At 41.4% G+C, this 16,619-nt stretch carries 12 protein-coding genes; all 12 read left to right on the forward strand.

The window, feature by feature from the left end; all coding sequences use genetic code 11:
• Positions 1 to 18: 18 nt before the first annotated feature.
• Entirely contained in the window at positions 19 to 1,704 is a 1,686-nt protein-coding gene (locus DSM106972_RS30330; RefSeq protein ID WP_186538437.1) for an eCIS core domain-containing protein, read from the forward strand.
• A gap of 47 nt (positions 1,705 to 1,751) precedes the next feature.
• Positions 1,752 to 3,161, forward strand: a complete 1,410-nt coding sequence (locus DSM106972_RS30335) for an eCIS core domain-containing protein (RefSeq protein ID WP_127084177.1) — start codon at positions 1,752 to 1,754, stop codon at positions 3,159 to 3,161.
• Positions 3,162 to 3,430: 269 nt separating this feature from the next.
• Positions 3,431 to 4,090 carry a hypothetical protein gene (locus tag DSM106972_RS30340; protein WP_127084178.1) on the forward strand — a complete coding sequence of 220 codons (660 nt, stop codon included), beginning with the start codon at positions 3,431 to 3,433 and terminating at the stop codon, positions 4,088 to 4,090.
• The gene (locus DSM106972_RS30345; RefSeq protein ID WP_127084179.1) at positions 4,087 to 4,461 is read left to right on the forward strand and encodes a LysM peptidoglycan-binding domain-containing protein; all 375 of its coding nucleotides are present in this window, start codon (positions 4,087 to 4,089) and stop codon (positions 4,459 to 4,461) included. Before DSM106972_RS30340 ends, DSM106972_RS30345 begins: the two co-directional genes overlap by 4 nt.
• On the forward strand, positions 4,458 to 5,585 hold the full coding sequence (locus DSM106972_RS30350; protein ID WP_127084180.1) for a hypothetical protein: 1,128 nt from the start codon (positions 4,458 to 4,460) through the stop codon (positions 5,583 to 5,585). The genes DSM106972_RS30345 and DSM106972_RS30350 overlap by 4 nt, the downstream gene beginning before the upstream one ends.
• Positions 5,582 to 6,115 carry a phage baseplate assembly protein V gene (locus DSM106972_RS30355; RefSeq protein ID WP_127084181.1) on the forward strand — a complete coding sequence of 178 codons (534 nt, stop codon included), beginning with the start codon at positions 5,582 to 5,584 and terminating at the stop codon, positions 6,113 to 6,115. Before DSM106972_RS30350 ends, DSM106972_RS30355 begins: the two co-directional genes overlap by 4 nt.
• 18 nt (positions 6,116 to 6,133) lie before the next feature.
• Complete coding sequence (locus DSM106972_RS30360; protein WP_073619013.1) at positions 6,134 to 6,457, forward strand: hypothetical protein; 324 nt, start codon at positions 6,134 to 6,136, stop codon at positions 6,455 to 6,457.
• A complete protein-coding gene (locus tag DSM106972_RS30365) occupies positions 6,454 to 6,813 on the forward strand; it encodes a GPW/gp25 family protein (protein ID WP_127084182.1) in 360 nt (119 codons plus the stop codon). Before DSM106972_RS30360 ends, DSM106972_RS30365 begins: the two co-directional genes overlap by 4 nt.
• Positions 6,810 to 9,416, forward strand: coding sequence for a putative baseplate assembly protein (locus DSM106972_RS30370; RefSeq protein ID WP_233787171.1), 2,607 nt, complete (start codon positions 6,810 to 6,812; stop codon positions 9,414 to 9,416). The genes DSM106972_RS30365 and DSM106972_RS30370 overlap by 4 nt, the downstream gene beginning before the upstream one ends.
• A gap of 104 nt (positions 9,417 to 9,520) precedes the next feature.
• Positions 9,521 to 12,829, forward strand: coding sequence for a putative baseplate assembly protein (locus DSM106972_RS30375; RefSeq protein ID WP_233787170.1), 3,309 nt, complete (start codon positions 9,521 to 9,523; stop codon positions 12,827 to 12,829).
• A gap of 24 nt (positions 12,830 to 12,853) precedes the next feature.
• Positions 12,854 to 15,079, forward strand: a complete 2,226-nt coding sequence (locus DSM106972_RS30380; RefSeq protein ID WP_127084183.1) for a hypothetical protein — start codon at positions 12,854 to 12,856, stop codon at positions 15,077 to 15,079.
• Between the two features lie 57 nt (positions 15,080 to 15,136).
• On the forward strand, positions 15,137 to 16,585 hold the full coding sequence (locus tag DSM106972_RS30385) for a DUF6519 domain-containing protein (protein WP_127084184.1): 1,449 nt from the start codon (positions 15,137 to 15,139) through the stop codon (positions 16,583 to 16,585).
• Positions 16,586 to 16,619 lie beyond the last annotated feature (34 nt).

Raw genomic sequence — 16,619 nt, forward strand, 5'->3', positions numbered from 1 at the left:
TCACTCCCCAACCTCAAAATGATGCAAACACTCACCCAAACCCAAGCCGAAAAAGCTTCCTTAACCTCTGTTAATAAAGGACTGTTACAACGGCGTTCTGTTGATAGGGATGAAGTTGCTGAAGTACCGCCAATTGTGCATAAAGTGCTTTCCTCCCCCGGTCAATCTCTAGACTCTGAAAGCCGTACCTTCATGGAATCTCGCTTTGGTCAAGATTTTAGTTCGGTGCGAGTTCATACAAATGATCAAGCCGCAGAATCTGCTCAAGCTATTAATGCACTAGCTTACACGGTTGGGCAAAATGTAGTTTTTAACACAGGACAGTACGCTCCGAAAACTTTTGTAGGGCAGCAAATTTTGGCACATGAGTTAACTCATGTTTCACAGCAACAGCATATTACACAAGGCGCCTCGACAGCAAAATTGCACCTTGCCCAGTCTGATAGCTCCCAAGAAGCGGAGGCAAATCGGATGGCTGATGCAGTGACAGGGCAAACGCATGAGTCACTTCGCGAAATTTCAAGCGATGTATCAGAAGCTGTTATTCAAAGACTTTCACTTGCGGAGGGAATTGGAGTTGGCTTAGGGGTAGCAGCTGGAGTAGTGGGTTTAGGGTTACTTGCCTATTTTTTAGGACGAGAGCGTCCAAGAATTCACTTAGAAACCAATGCTGCTAACATTCAACTAATTCGAGACCCAGCAAGTACCACCCCAGAAATAGTTGGTACACTCCCCCAAGGAACGCGGGTTGTAATTACCGATGACGGCAGAAATCGTCCATTTAATTCCCACAACGAGCAATGGGTCAAGGTTCGTGTCACTGTTGGAACATTTCTGAATCAAGAAGGTTGGCTACATCGCAATCAATTAGTAGAGCGTCCGGAAACCGAAGAAATTTCACCCGAAGCGGCGCTGCAAATCTTTCAAGCTCTTGCCCAGGCTAACATTCTAACAAACGATGGTTCAGCCCCTATACCGTTCCATTATCCACCCGATGGCTGCTATGCCCGTGCCCACCGTATGGAAGAGTTGTTAACAGAAATGGGGTATGCTTCCGAAAAAGTATTTGCTCTAGCTGGTTCGCTACCCCTACGAGCAGAAACTGATTATGGACAGGATTCACCACCAAGTCAAACTCCTGGTGTAACTTGGGCTTGGCATGTGGCGCCAATTATTAAAGTTCGTGACCCGCAAAGAGGACTGTTAGAAACTGTACTTGATCCATCGCTGGCAGAACGACCCCTGTTATTGGATGAATGGTTGGATACGATGGAAGCCGACCCAGATACAGAAAACACAACCTTTACTCGACTGACACTAGGAGAAGTACGAGAGCAAATGCAGACCGGACAGTTAGGACGTAACCGTCGAGTTGCTGTTACGGCTCCTCGCTATACCTATAATCCCGATAGTTTGCTGGATACCGACCCTACCCGTGAAGAAGCACAAAGCAGCGATCGCTCGTTTCGACCAAGAATTACTCGATATGTCCAATTGGCGCCTGTGTTTGAACTTGCCCGATTGATTCGCATAGAGTTGCGCCGTGCTGTAATTAACTTGATGGTCATCTTAACTGCTATACGCAACGCCACTCGTTTTGTGCGACAACAATTTACAACACTCTTTGCTCGCTTGCTCGAACAGCTGCGACAACGGCTTACTCCCCCTGAGCGTCAACAAGTTGATGCAGCATTAGATGAATGAATTCAAATTATTTAAATTATACTTAAATTCAGTAGAGAGTTACTTTTATGACTGAGCGCACGCTAGTCCAAACCACCTTAAATCCTGATATCTCTGTTTCTACAGGATTACTCCAATGCAAATCTGCTAACTGCGGGCAGCGTAGCCTGAAAATATCAAATCATACCGATTGTCAAAAAAGACAATTGAATCTCCAGCGCCGTGCAACTAGTCGGGATAAACCTTCACAAGTTCCGCAAATTGTCCATGAAGTGTTGCAATCGCCCGGTCAGCCTCTCGATGCTAATACTCGTGTTGAGATGGAATCCCATTTTAACCGCGACTTTAGCCAGGTACGGGTACATACAGACGCAAAGGCAGCAGAGTCAGCAACAGCGGTAAATGCATTAGCTTACACTGTAGGACAAGATATTATGTTTAGGAGCCAACAATATGCACCAGAGAGCAACTCAGGACAGCAACTGTTGGCTCACGAACTAGTGCATGTGTTGCAGCAAGAGGATAGTAACACCGTCAGCAATTTGGAGTTAGCCATCTCTGATAATGCCTCGTTAGAAGCAGAAGCAGACCAAGCAAGCCAAGCGATTGCAGGAGGTCAGCAGATACAACTCTCTTTAGCTTCGGCAGCAACAGCTATCCAGCGACAAATTGCAGATTCTCGTAGGGAAGAGATAATCCGACTGGGTGAATCTGAAGACCCAGCAAATCGCCAACGTGCATTGGAGCTAATAATAGAAACTTATTATGAACGACCAGATACACTCGCTAGAATTGAATACGATCCGGATTTTAATTATGAGAGTCCCCAGGACGCAGAAACGGGTTTTGCACCTCTACGGCAGCCTCAAACGATCAAGATTGGTTCTCGCTTTTTTAACCGCTTCCGCGAACGCTTTGACCAAAGGGCACGCACTATCGGACACGAACTGCAACATGTCGTGCAGCGGGCGCCTGTAAGCCAACAACAGAGTGGTGGAAGAACTGTAGGTAGTACTTTACTTGGCATTGGGGTAGGAATTCTTGGAGGCGCAGCACTTGGAGGAATTGGTCTTGGCGTTGCAGCGGCGGCAGGTGCAAGCCTTAGCCCCCTTGCCATAGGGCTAGGATTAGCTGGTGGTGCTGTCTTAGGTGGTGTCATTGGCGGGATTGCAGACCCTTTTAGTTCCAGAACAACCGAACAAAGTCAGGAACCTATCCAGAATTCACATACACGCGAATTTTTAGCTCTCTATTGGACGGTGACAGCTAACGTGTCTGGCTTGCGCCCGCTAAGTCGAGGTCAAACCCTTCAAAATATTAGACAACCCAATGTCGGTGCATTGGATGAGTATCGCCAAATGCCACCGGATGACCAAAGACGCTATCGAGAGCAATACGAGCATATTCAAAGGATTTTACGAGAACTGGAAAACGAGGAACGTGTCCGTAAAGGAGATACTAGAGCCAAAACAGAATAAGAGTATTTTTTTGTGCTTGGCTAAATAATATTAATTTAGTCTCTAAAAAGAAACCAATCGTTATGCGAACAATAGCAGAAACAAAATCTACCTTAAATGTTATGTTAAGAAACCTAAAGTAATCAGTATTTCCTCGGTAAAGTGATACAATAAAAAAACATCAACAGATGATTGCTTTTATACACTTTTAGCCAAAGTTCCAAAGCTGTTCTGATCAAGTTTTTCCGCAGTCAAAAAATATAAAGTATTCGTAGGCAAAGCCCCTAGCCATGACTACCTTCCCAGGTTCACCCAGGCTACTTAAAGGTGGCATTGTCTTAATTAACCCCAATACTGCTGTAGTGCAACGCATTATCGTAATGCAATATAACCCCGACACCCTTAGTCGCACATTACAAGTGCAGGGAGTAGGGAATGAAAGTGGTGACCGCCAAGAAGCGCTACGGTTGAAAGGACCCCCAATTGAGACAATTAAGCTGGATGCAGAAATTGATGCAACTGACCAGCTAGAATTCCCCGACCAAAATTCCACCACGGCTGAATCTGGTATTTTCCCCCAACTAGCAGCCTTGGAAATGATTATTTATCCTGATAGCAATCAGATTCAAAATAACCATCGTCAGGCACGTTCGGGAATTCTAGAAGTGTCCCCAATAGAAACTTTCCTTAGTCTGTTCGTCTGGAGTCAGAATCGTATTTTACCTGTACGATTAACAGAATTCAGTATTACAGAGGAAGCTTTTGATACTTCTCTTAATCCAATTCGCGCTAAGGTGAGTTTAGGAATGCGGGTGTTAAACTCTAATGACTTAGGGTTTAACCACAAAGGCAGCAATTTATTTATGGTGTATCACCGTCAAAAAGAACAATTTGTTACACGCGCGCGTGCGGGCACATTTAGTTCTTTAGGAATTAAAGGTATTCCATGATGGACACAATGCAAGCTATGGCAATGCAGAATTTATTGCAACCAGATGCTTTAAAAACCAATCTTTTTCCAATTACAAGCCGTTATTACGGTTTAAATACAGCCACCCTGAAAACGGGTACTGACAAAACTATTGTTTATCTGAGACGACGGTTTATACCACCTCCAGAGCAGTTTTCTTTATTACAAGAACATACAGTGACGGAGGGCGAACGCTTAGATAATATCACAGCCCAATATCTGGGCGACCCTGAACAGTTCTGGCGAGTTGCTGATGCAAATAATGCCATGAATCCTAATGAACTAACTCAAACTATAAATCGTAAATTACGAATTACCATGCCAGCAGGTTTATCTGGCCCAATGTTATGAACCGTGGTTTATATCTATCGATTCGCATGGGGTCTTTATTCAACCCCTCACCAGTATCTCAAGCTGTGATTGAAGCCATAACTGAAATACAGGTGACAAATAGCGTTGGTAGTCAAAGCGGTTTTCAAATGAAATTTACTCTGGGAAAACAATCACCCTTTAACAATTTATTGCAATCAGGGTATTTTGACCCTAGAACTAGAGTAATTATCATTGCGACAGTGCATGGTACACCCCAAGTGTTGATGGATGGCATTATTACTAAACAAGATGTCACCCCCAGCAACCAACCAGGACAATCAACCCTTACAGTTACAGGGTTGGATTTAAGTGCCATCATGGATTTTATTGACCTGACGGACATTCCCTATCCAGCAATGCCATTATTTACGATTGTGGCTCTAATTTTGGCAAAATATGCTGTTTTTGGTGTAGCTCCTCTGGTGATTCCCACTAGTATTATTGCTATTCAAAATCCTCTGGAGAGATTCCGCAAACAACAAGGTACTGACTTTAATTACATCAATGCTTTAGGACAAGCTAGTGGTCACATTTTTTACTTAGAACCTGGACCCGAACCGGGAATGAGTATTGCTTATTGGGGACCAGAATACAGTAAATTTACTACTCCTCAGCCAGCATTGAGTATTAATATGGATGCTGATGACAACGTGGAATCCTTGAGCTTTTCCTACGATGGTTTAGCAGCTAGGCAGTACTTGGCCATCATTCTGGAACAAAACAGCCGTATACCAATTCCAGTACCAATTCCTGAAATCAGTATTTTGAAGTCGCCTCTAGCACAACAAACACCCCCAAATTTGAAAAGTGCCAGGTTGGAAGATATTGCTAGGAATGGTTTAGGAGAAGCTGCGCTGAAAATTTTAGGTGCATTGATGGCAACACCCGATGCTATTAGCAGTAGTGGTCAGTTAGACGTGTTGCGTTACGGACGTATTTTGAAAGCTAGACAATTGGTGTCTGTGCGGGGAGGAAGTAATTATTATGACGGTTTATACCAAGTCAAAAGTGTTACTCATAATATCAAGCGAGGTGAATACAAACAAAGCTTTTCCTTAGTGCGAGGTGGTGTGAAATCATCTATTGAGCGGGTGAGTGTATGACAGATAGTGGTAGAAAATTTTACGGCAAATTCCAAGGAACTGTAGTCAATAATATTGACCCCTTGAAGCAGGGACGATTACAGGTACTAGTTCCAGATGTGGGCAGTCTTTCCCCCTCCACCTGGGCAAAGCCTTGTGTTCCCCTTGGTGGTTTGCAAATGGGGATGTATTTAATACCCCCGATACAAGCAGGTGTGTGGGTGGAGTTTGAAAATGGCGACCCTGATTATCCTATTTGGGTTGGTTATTGGTGGGGTTCTGCCGCAGAAATACCAGCGATTGCGAATTTAAGTACTCCTGGTATGCCTGTAATTATCATGCAAACTCCTACTCAACAAGCCTTGGTAATTAGTGATGTGCCAATACCCCCAATGTTAGCACCAGGAATTATGCTAATGAGCGGCGCCTCGTCTATCACTATCGATGCTACAGGTGTGACAATTACGGCGCCAAAGGTGACAATTAATGGCGCCGCGATTAACCTCACTGGAGTCACCAACATTAATAGCGGTGCTTTGATAGTTACTTAGAGGAGATTTAACTAATACATGCCAGGTTTTATACTACATCTCGGTGCAAGTGTTTTATGTAGTCATGGGGGACAGGCACAACCTACAGTTGTTAGCCCTAGAGTCACCGTAAACGGTCAACCAATTGTCACTCAACCTAACCCCTATACGGTAGTCGGTTGTGCTTTACCCCCACCTCCTAATGGTAATGGTCCTTGTGTTACTGCCCAGTGGGTGACTGCTTCTATTCGAGTGACTTCGATGGGAATGCCTGTTTTGTTATTAGATAGCCAAGCAGTCTGTCTTCCCACTGGTACACCTTTAATTATTGGTGCTACGCAAACAAGGGTAAATGCAATATGAACATAGATTTTCCCTTCCACTTTGATAATCTCGGTCGAACAGCAACTACCGACTCGGACGACCATATCCGAAACATGATTAAGCTGTTATTATTTACCAATCCTGGGGAAAGGGTAAACCGTCCCGATTTTGGTAGCGGTTTGCTGCAATTAGTTTTTGCTCCTAATAGTGCGGAGTTAGCTGCAACTTTACAATTTACTATGCAAGCAGCATTGCAACAGTGGTTGGGTGATTTGATTGATGTGCAAGGGTTGGAAGTTATTAGTGAGGATTCTCGCTTGCAGGTATTTTTAGAATATGTAGTCAAACGCACTGGGGAACAGCGTACAGAAATATTTGCCAGGAGCGGTGTATGATGAACAATTCTTTGTACAGACGCGATATGTATAGACGCGATAAATCGCGTCTCTACAGTTGTACAAACGAACAACGGCGCCACGAAGTCCGCAAACGAAACCTGAACGGATTGGATTATTTAGAAGTTAGCGATGACCAATTTTATCTGTATGTATATTTCATTGGCGCCTTACCAGAAAATATTACCAAGGAGAATATCCGAATTGAAGGTGGTCAGCGCATCCGAGATATCCAAGTAATTGATGTCGAGTTAGAACATCAGAAAGACCCGACTTTAGATAGTTATTTGCGAGTGCGGGTTGATAAGTATGGCGATTTTTCTACCTATACTCTGCGCTTAATTGGGTTGGAAGGGATTGACCCCCATTATTCTTACCTAAATTTCAGTTTTAAAGTTAATTGTCCCAGTGACTTAGATTGTAAATCAGCACATATTTGTCCTGGGAAAGAACGGACTGAACCGGAGATTAATTATTTAGCCAAAGATTATGCCAGTTTCCGCCAATTAATTTTAGACCGTTTGGCGTTAATTATGCCCAATTGGCAATCACGGCATGTTCCCGACTTGGGTATTACTTTAGTGGAACTTTTAGCTTATGTTGGAGACTATCTCAGCTACTACCAAGATGCTGTTGCTACCGAAGCATATTTAGATACCGCTCGTCAACGTATCTCAGTGCGGCGCCATGTGCGATTAGTTGACTACCCGATGCATGAGGGTTGTAATGCCAGAACTTGGGTTTGGTTAGAAACAAAAATTGATACTAGCATAAATCTCAAAGACATATATTTTATTACTACTTATCAGGATTTACCTGTTTCAAACCCAGTTTTAAAAATAGATGACCTGAGAAATATTGACAGTAAAAAGTACGAAGTTTTTGAGCCTATTGTTAAAGAGTCACAAGCGAATATCGAATTATATAAAAAACATAACGAAATTCATTTCTATACATGGGGTAATCGCGAATGTTGTTTACCTAAGGGTGCAACTAGCGCAACTCTATTAGATGAATGGATTTCCTCTACTAATACTCCTACTAAACAAGATAAATGTGATGATGATGCTCCCAAACCTCCTAATTTAGAACGGAAGTTACAATTGAAACCTGGCGATATTCTCATTTTTACAGAGGTAAAAGGCGCCAAAACCGGAAACCAAGCAGATGCTGATATTAACCATCGTCATGCAGTTAGACTAATTAGCGTTAAACATGGTGTAGATGAAGTCTATAGAGTAAACGTAAATAATGTTACTCAAGACATGCCCACTCCTATTGTAGAAATTACTTGGGCAACAGCAGATGCATTGCCTTTTCCTCTGTGTATTTCAGCGATTGGGTTGGCGCCAGAATGCCAATTAATCGAGAATATTAGCGTAGCGCGCGGTAATGTCATCCTTGTAGACCACGGACGCACAGTAACAGAGAATTTGGGTGTAGTAGCTGCAAAAACAGAAATAATGCCCTGTGAGGGGGAAAATCAACCCGCAGATGTAACAGCAGTAGCTGCTTCTTTTTACCCCTCTCTCAAATATGCACCTTTAACCTTTCGCCAACCGCTTTCCAAGCAAGACCTACATCAGGCGCCTGCCACTAGTTTACTCACACAAAAACCTAGAAAAGCTCTACCACAAATTACCAAATTAATCAGTAATTACCCATCATGGTCTTGGACTCCTCAACTAGATTTATTAGGAAGTAATAGTCAAGACAAGCATTTTGTTGTGGAAGTGGACAATGAAGGTTATGCTCATTTGCGTTTTGGCAATGGAGAACTCGGACAAATGCCAGTAGCTGGAAGTAATTTCTCTGCAATATACCGCATTGGTAATGGTATAGCTGGAAACATCGGTGCAGATACCATTGCCCATATCGTATTTCGTCAGAATGCAATCACTGGTATAACTCCCCATAACCCTTTACCAGCAAAAGGAGGTACACAACCCGAACCGTTATCAGAAGTAAAATTATTTGCACCCAGTACCTTCCGTAAGGAGTTGCAAAGGGCAATAACAGCACAGGATTATGCGGATATAGTTATGCGCGATTTTTCAGATACAGTGCAAAGAGCAGCTGCAACCTTACGCTGGACAGGTAGTTGGGATAAGGTGTTGGTAGTAGTTGACCCTTTAGGAGAAGAAACCAATAACAATGAATTATTAGCTGCTATTTCTCAACATTTATATCGTTACCGTCGTATTGGTCATGATGTGGTAGTAAAACAAGCTATTTACGTTCCTTTGGATATTGAGATGACTGTATGTGTTCAGCCAGACTTTTTGCGAGGACATGTGAAAGCAGCATTGTTGAACTTATTTAGCAATAGGATTTTACCAGATGGGCGCCGTGGTTTTTTCCATCCAGATAATCTGACTTTTGGTACAGGTATAGCTTTGAGTAAATTAGTTGCGACAGCGCAAACAGTAACAGGTGTAGAAAATGTAGTAGTAACAAAACTGCAACGTTTATATGAACTCGATAATGGAGAACTCGACAATGGTATTTTACCTCTAAGTTCTATGGAAATCGCGCGGTTAGATAATGACCCAAATTTTCCAGAAAATGGTCAATTTAAATTAAGCCTACATGGTGGAAGATAAGACTTTGTAAGGGCGGGTTAACGATATATTAAATACAGCTTTAGGATATTTATAAACCCGCCCTTTAGACAATATAAAATCCAAAATAACGGGAGGACTAGGACATGATGAATGAAAATTGTGGATGTTGCGAAGGAGTCGAAGCAATCACTCCGATTTCCACTGTCAACCGTCCTGGTTTAAATGCTTTAATGTATCGAGTTGGTACCCACAGCACCTTTCTCGAAACTATGAAAGCTGGTGTTTCTAATAGTAAATATCCTGCTCTTGCTAAGTTGAAAACTCGAAATGCTAATGATTCATCTATTGCTTTTCTAGATGCTTGGGCAACGGTAGCGGATGTTTTAACCTTTTATCAAGAACGTATAGCTAATGAGGGTTATTTACGGACAGCAACAGAAAGACGTTCTGTATTGGAGTTAGCAAGGTTAGTTGGTTATAGTTTGCGTCCTGGTGTCGCTGCTACAGTCTATCCTGCTTTTACAATGGAAATAGGATATAACAAAGATACGCAAATACCCGTAGGTACGAGAATTCAAAGTCTACCAGCTTCGGGGGAAATGCCGCAATTTTTTGAAATAGCGGAAACTATCGAAGGTCGTACTGAGTGGAATAATTTGCAACCAAGATTAACACGACCTCATTATATTGAACTGTCGAATGCTAAAGATATAGATAAACTTTACTTTCAGGGTATTACAACTAATCTTAAACCGAATGACCCACTATTATTTATATTTTCTAATATTCAGGGGATGCAAATTTTTCGTCATGTGAAAAAAGTGGAACCCCAAGCTATAGAAAATCGTACTAAAGTAGAGTTACAAACAGAGCCAGAAACTATAACAACCGATGATAAAATAAATCTATCTTCTTCTAATCCAAGCAGAGAAAAACAACAATGTCCCTTTGATAAACTAGGTACAGCAGATGAAGGTTTATTAAATAATCTACTTAAACCTGCTTCGATTCCACCTGCTAACGCTTCAAGGTTGGGTTTATCTTTGAAAGATACTTATAAATGTGAGTCAGATATTGCACCACAATTATTAAAAACTCTTAAACCTCAACTAAAAGATACATTATATACTGCTTGGCAAAATACTCCTGTTACAAATAAATCATCTTTACAAAGTACCCAAGCATTACGGGTAAAAGCAGCACCTTTTGGCGCCAATTCTCCCTTGAAACCAGTTTATGATGAACGGGGGAGAATTTTAGGTTATGAAGAGTGGGCAATTGCACCAATTATAAAGCTGGCAATTAATGTCTTGATTAACAACAGCGATAATGTTTTTGCACTTGCTACTGTCTCTGTACAACAAAAAACAGGAAATCAGAGTCTCTTCATAAATCGACAAGCGATGATAAGAGGGGAGCAAATCAACGCACCTGGGTTAAGTGTTGTGCCAACTTTATTAACAGATGGTAGTGAAGAATTCCCACAAGATGTAGGAGTAAGATTACAAATTATTACACCAGTAGAACATACCGTTACGATTACTCAGCAAGAAGTTGGTTGGGGTGTGCAAATAGCAACAGACCCACAACACATTATTACATCAGGGCAAACATTGAGATACACAAGCGACGATGGACGCAAAATTACTATTTCAAATACCAGAGGTATAAGAGAGAATGAGCAAGTCTCTGTTTCAGAAGAATTAACTATTCCTCTATCGGATACTGAAAAACGTATTTTGCCCCTTGATGCTCAATATGACCAAATCCTACCGAGGAGTTGGGTCGTTATTCAGCGTCCTAATAGCCAAATTATTACCCAAGTCGAGAAAATAGAAACTATCACTAAAGCTGACTATGGTATTTCAGCTAAAGTTACACAATTAACTTTACAAGACCGATGGTTAGAGGATAATGACTTAACTTTAGATGTAATTCGTCAAACCACGGTCTATGCTCAAAGTGAAGAATTAAAACTTGCATTCGAGGTTATCAACCCTATAGAAGAACCCGTTAAAGGAAGCGAAGTTGAACTTAGCCAACTTTATGAAGGATTACAACCAGGAAGATGGTTAATTGTATCTGGAGAACGCGCTGACCTTGGGGAAACTACGGGTGTTAAAGCGAGTGAGTTAGTCATGCTGTTGGGAGTTAAGCAACGCGCGGTAACTAAGTTTAAAGATATTGAACAAGAAAGACCGGGAGATATAACCCATACTTTTATACAATTAAAAAATTCCCTTAGTTACGAATACAAACGGGATACCGTCACCATCTACGGTAATGTCGTTAAAGCTACTCATGGTGAAACCCGCACGGAAGCGTTAGGAAGTGGTGATGGTAGCAAAGCGTTCCAAGAATTTTCTCTGCGACAATCACCTCTTACTTATGTTGCTGCTCCTATACCTGCTGGCGCCAAAAGTACTTTAGAAGTGCGTGTCAATGACATTCTCTGGCACGAAAAAGATAGCCTTGCAGGACTTAAGCCAACGGAACGCGCGTACATTACTAAAACTGGTGATGACAGTAAAACTACGGTTATATTTGGTAACGGAGAAAACGGCGCCCGTTTACCTACAGGTGTAGAAAATATCAGAGCAGTGTACCGTAGTGGTATCGGTAAAGTTGGTAATGTCAAAGCAGAGCAAATTAGTTTGCTAGCATCACGACCTTTGGGACTAAGAAGTGTTATTAACCCCCTACCTGCTACCGGAGGCGCCGACCGGGAAAGTCGTGACCAAGCGCGTAAAAATGCACCTTTAGCAGTAATGGCTTTAGACCGTTTGGTATCTGTACAAGACTATGCAGACTTTGCCCGCACTTTTGCTGGTATCGCTAAAGCAGGCGCCATGCTGTTATCGGATGGTCGTCGCAGGTTAGTTCACCTGACTATTGCTGGGGTAGATGACATACCAATCGATAAACAATCAGATTTATATCGTAATTTGTATCAAGCGCTACGTCTATATGGCGCCTCTGACCAGCCAATACAGCTGGAACTCAGAGAACTAATGGTAATTATCATTAGCGCTAAAGTCAAAATTTTACCCGATTATCAATGGGAGGCAGTAGAACCACAAATAAGACAAACATTACTAGATACCTTTAGTTTTGAACAGCGAGAACTAGGACAAGATATTACGTTAAGTGAAGTAATTAGCACAATTCAAAAAGTTGCAGGAGTTGACTTTGTTGATTTAGATATTTTGGATACTGTATCTGAAACAGAAGCAGCAAATCCAAATATACTAACACAAATATTTCAAGCTTTAGCCCAAGGAAAAGTTTACCCCAGAGAAAACAATAGAGAAAACAATAATTCATCAACAGAAACCCAACCGCGAAAGAGGATTACTGTTAATCTAGCTAGGGTGAAGCAAAAAATCCAACCAGCCCAAATTGCAATATTAACTCCTTCTCAACCTCTAACTCTAATTCTTAACCCGCTGTAATTATTTATTTAATTCTTTTTACTTATGAACACTATAGAAGACTACTTATACAACCTTTTACCCGTAATATACCGTCAAAGCGATGCAGAAAAAGACTATGCTCTACGAGACTTATTACGGATAATCTCCGAACAAGTCAATATAGTAGAGTCAGACATTTCTCAACTTTATGAAAACTGGTTTATTGAAACCTGCCAAGATTGGGTTGTTCCCTATATTGGTGATTTAATTGCTTATAAACCAGTCCACGAAGCTGGTGAACCGGGAGATATAAACACCCCTCAAGGACAACAACGCAATAAAATATTAATTCCGCGACGAGAACTTGCTAATACCATTCGTAATCGACGACGTAAAGGAACTCTCACATTATTAGAATTACTTGCAAATGATGTTGCTGGCTGGTACGCGCGGGCAGTTGAATTTTACAAGCTATTGGGTTGGACACAGCACCTTAATCATTTACAACTTGGGCAAGGTAGAAGGGTAGATTTACGTCAAAGTGATATTTTGGAAAGGTTAAATAGTCCCTTTAATGAAATTGCCCATACTGTAGATATACGTCGTATTCAATCGCCCTACGACCCAGGACGCTATAATATTCCACATGTGGGAGTTTTTATCTGGCGCCTAAAAACCTATTCCGTCACCAGAACACCTGCTTACTGTTTAGAAGAAGTTAGACCAAATTGCTACACGTTCAGCGTTTTAGGCAATGATACACCACTTTATAATCTTCCTCAACCTGAAACAGAACCAACCCACATCGCTCTTGAAATAAATTTACCCGTTCCCTTGCGTCGTCGTGTTCTGGAAATAGATAAACAAAGATATGAAAAAACAGGTGAAAGTCTTTACTATGGAGAAAACAAGAGCTTTCAAATTTTTTTAGGAACTCCAGCAGGAACCTCCTTTACCTGGCGCCCAATTCCTTACGATAAAATTATTCCTGAAGACCTGAGTGAATGGCAATATCAACCCCCTCAAGATATGGTAGCAGTTGACCCGGTTTTAGGGAGAATTGTCTTTCCTTCTCGTCAGTTACCGAAAGCAGGAGTTTGGGTTTCTTATCAATATGCTTTTAGTGCAGATATTGGCGGTGGTGAGTATAACAGGATACTATTACAACCAATTATTTATACACTTTACCGAGTAGGAAAACAGGAAGAATTCACTCGTATCAACGACGCTTTCGACCGCTGGCAGTCAGATTATCAAACCAATCCTGACGAAGCAAAATATCGTCAAGCAGTGATTGAAATTACCGATAGTAGCGTTTACACTGAGTGCTTTAATTTGTGTCTCCAAGCTAATCAAACCTTACAAATTCGCGCGGCAAACTACAAACGTCCAATAATTCGCTTACTAGACTATCAAGCTGAAACTACTGATTCCTTACTTGTTACTCTACAATCAGGAAGTCGCTTCAGTTTAGATGGTTTATTAATCGTTGGTCGAGGGGTGCGAATTCAGCGAGAAATGCCTGATTTCCTCGTATCTACTACCCCTACATACACAGAGATACTGAGTCCAGTCAAAGTTACTATCCGCCATTCGACTCTTGTTCCTGGTTGGTCGCTACAATGTGATTGCGAACCCAAACGTCCTGCTGAACCAAGTTTAGAATTATATAACCTGAAGGGACAAGTAGAAATTACCCACAGCATTATCGGTTCCATTCAAGTGCATCAAGATGAGGTACAAACTGACCCCATCACTATTCACATCAGTGACAGTATTGTTGATGCGACTCACACCGAGCAGGAAGCAATAGATGCACCCGGATGTGCTGTAGCTCATGCAAAACTATCAATTTATCGCAGTACTGTATTTGGCAAAATCCTGACTCATAGTATTAAATTCGCAGAAAATTCTATCTTTAACGGTTGCATTACTGTCGCGCGTCGTCAGTCCGGGTGTATGCGCTTTTGTTATGTTACCCCTGGTTCTCGCACACCCCAACGCTATAACTGTCAACCAGATTTAGTTCAACAAGCAGTAAGTGAAGATTTAAAGCAAGTGGAAAGTGAGCGCGTCCGTCCTCAGTTCAAAAGTACTCGCTACAGTACTCCCACTTATTGTCAGCTTGCTAACACCTGCCCTGAAGAAATTAAACGTGGTGCTGATGATGAATCAGAAATGGGTGTTTTTCATCACCTCTATCAACCTCAAAGAGAGGCAAATTTACGCGCACGTTTAGATGAATATACTCCATCTGATATGGAAACAGGAATTATTTATGCTAATTGAATAATTAAAATTTCAAAATCCAAAATCCAAAATCCAAAATCATATGAGGATAAATATATGTCAGGTGAATTTAGAGGCGATTTTACTCGCGATAGTTTTGACCCCCAAAAACATTTTTTACGAGTATTAATGCAGCAAGGAAGGGTACAAGTTGATGCAGACTGGAATGAACAAGTTGCTATACTTTTACATTACCTGCAAACTTTAGCAGAGGACTTAATTGGCCCCCACGGAGGACCAGTAAGACGTTCGGGATTTAAAATCACTTTTGATACTCAGGAAGATGTTAAAAATAACAATATTTTAGATTTTCAAATCAGTACTGGGAATTACTACGTCAACGGTATTCTTTGTGAAAATCATAAAATTGATGAAAATGGCTATGAATTGCCTTACATAAAATATTACAAACAGCCTAATTGTCCACTTAATCCAGACCAAGACAAGCTACCCGATTTACCTTTTTTGGTTTTTCTTGATGTCTGGGAACGTCACATTACTTACATCCAAGATGAGGAAATTCGGGAAGTAGCTTTGGTAGGTGCAGATACAGCAACCCGTTCCCAAGTTATCTGGCAAGTGAAAGTTGAAAAATTAGACAAAGACGCTGCAAAATGTACTGATGTTGATTGGAAAGAATTATTAGAAAAGTGGCAATCCAAAAATCGCGGACTTTTAGCAGCAAAGGCAAAGGAAACTATAGAGCAAAATGAAACTTGTTCAATTAAACCTGATACTCGCTACCGAGATAAAGAAAATCAACTTTATCGTGTGGAAATTCACGCAGATAGTACTGGTAAACCAACTTTTAAGTGGTCGCGGGAGAACAGTTCGGTTGTTTTTCCCATTGATGTGGATAACGGTGTTGAGATAACAGGTACAACAATCACTCTAAAATTAAAACATTGGTGGCATGATTGCCGTTTTGGTTTAGTTGAAAAGGGTTGGGTAGAAATCGTTGATGATTATATTTCCTTGAATCAATTAGCAAAACCCCTGTGGAAAGTAGACAAAATTGAACCAGAAGATTTTTTGGTGACATTGACAAGGGAAGAATCATCAGAATGTACGCTCACCCAAAATATCGGCAAACATCCCTTCCTCCGACGCTGGGAACAAAACGAAAAAAGTGGGTTAAAGTTGATTAACGGCGCCGTACCAATCGACGAAGCAACAACAGACTGGTTTACTTTAGAAGATGGTGTGCAAATTAAATTTAAACAGTCAGAATTCGGAGAAAATTATCGCACGGGTGATTATTGGCTAATTCCAGCGCGGACAGCTACAGGTGATGTAGAATGGCGTAAATCAGCTGATGGCAAACCTCTAGCTCTACCTCCTCATGGTGTCGAACATCACTATGCACCTCTAGCAGTAATTGCAAGTAAAGAAGGAGCAGAAGATTGTAGGCGCCAGTTCTACCCATTAGCTAGTAGCTATTACTACATTGGTTCTACAACAGGAATAGGTTCTGATTTGATTTGGACTGATGCTAACCTACAGTAGATAATTTTTGACTAAAATTGGAGGTTTGGTTTGA

This window comes from Dulcicalothrix desertica PCC 7102, assembly GCF_003991905.1.
Taxonomy (GTDB): domain Bacteria; phylum Cyanobacteriota; class Cyanobacteriia; order Cyanobacteriales; family Nostocaceae; genus Dulcicalothrix; species Dulcicalothrix desertica.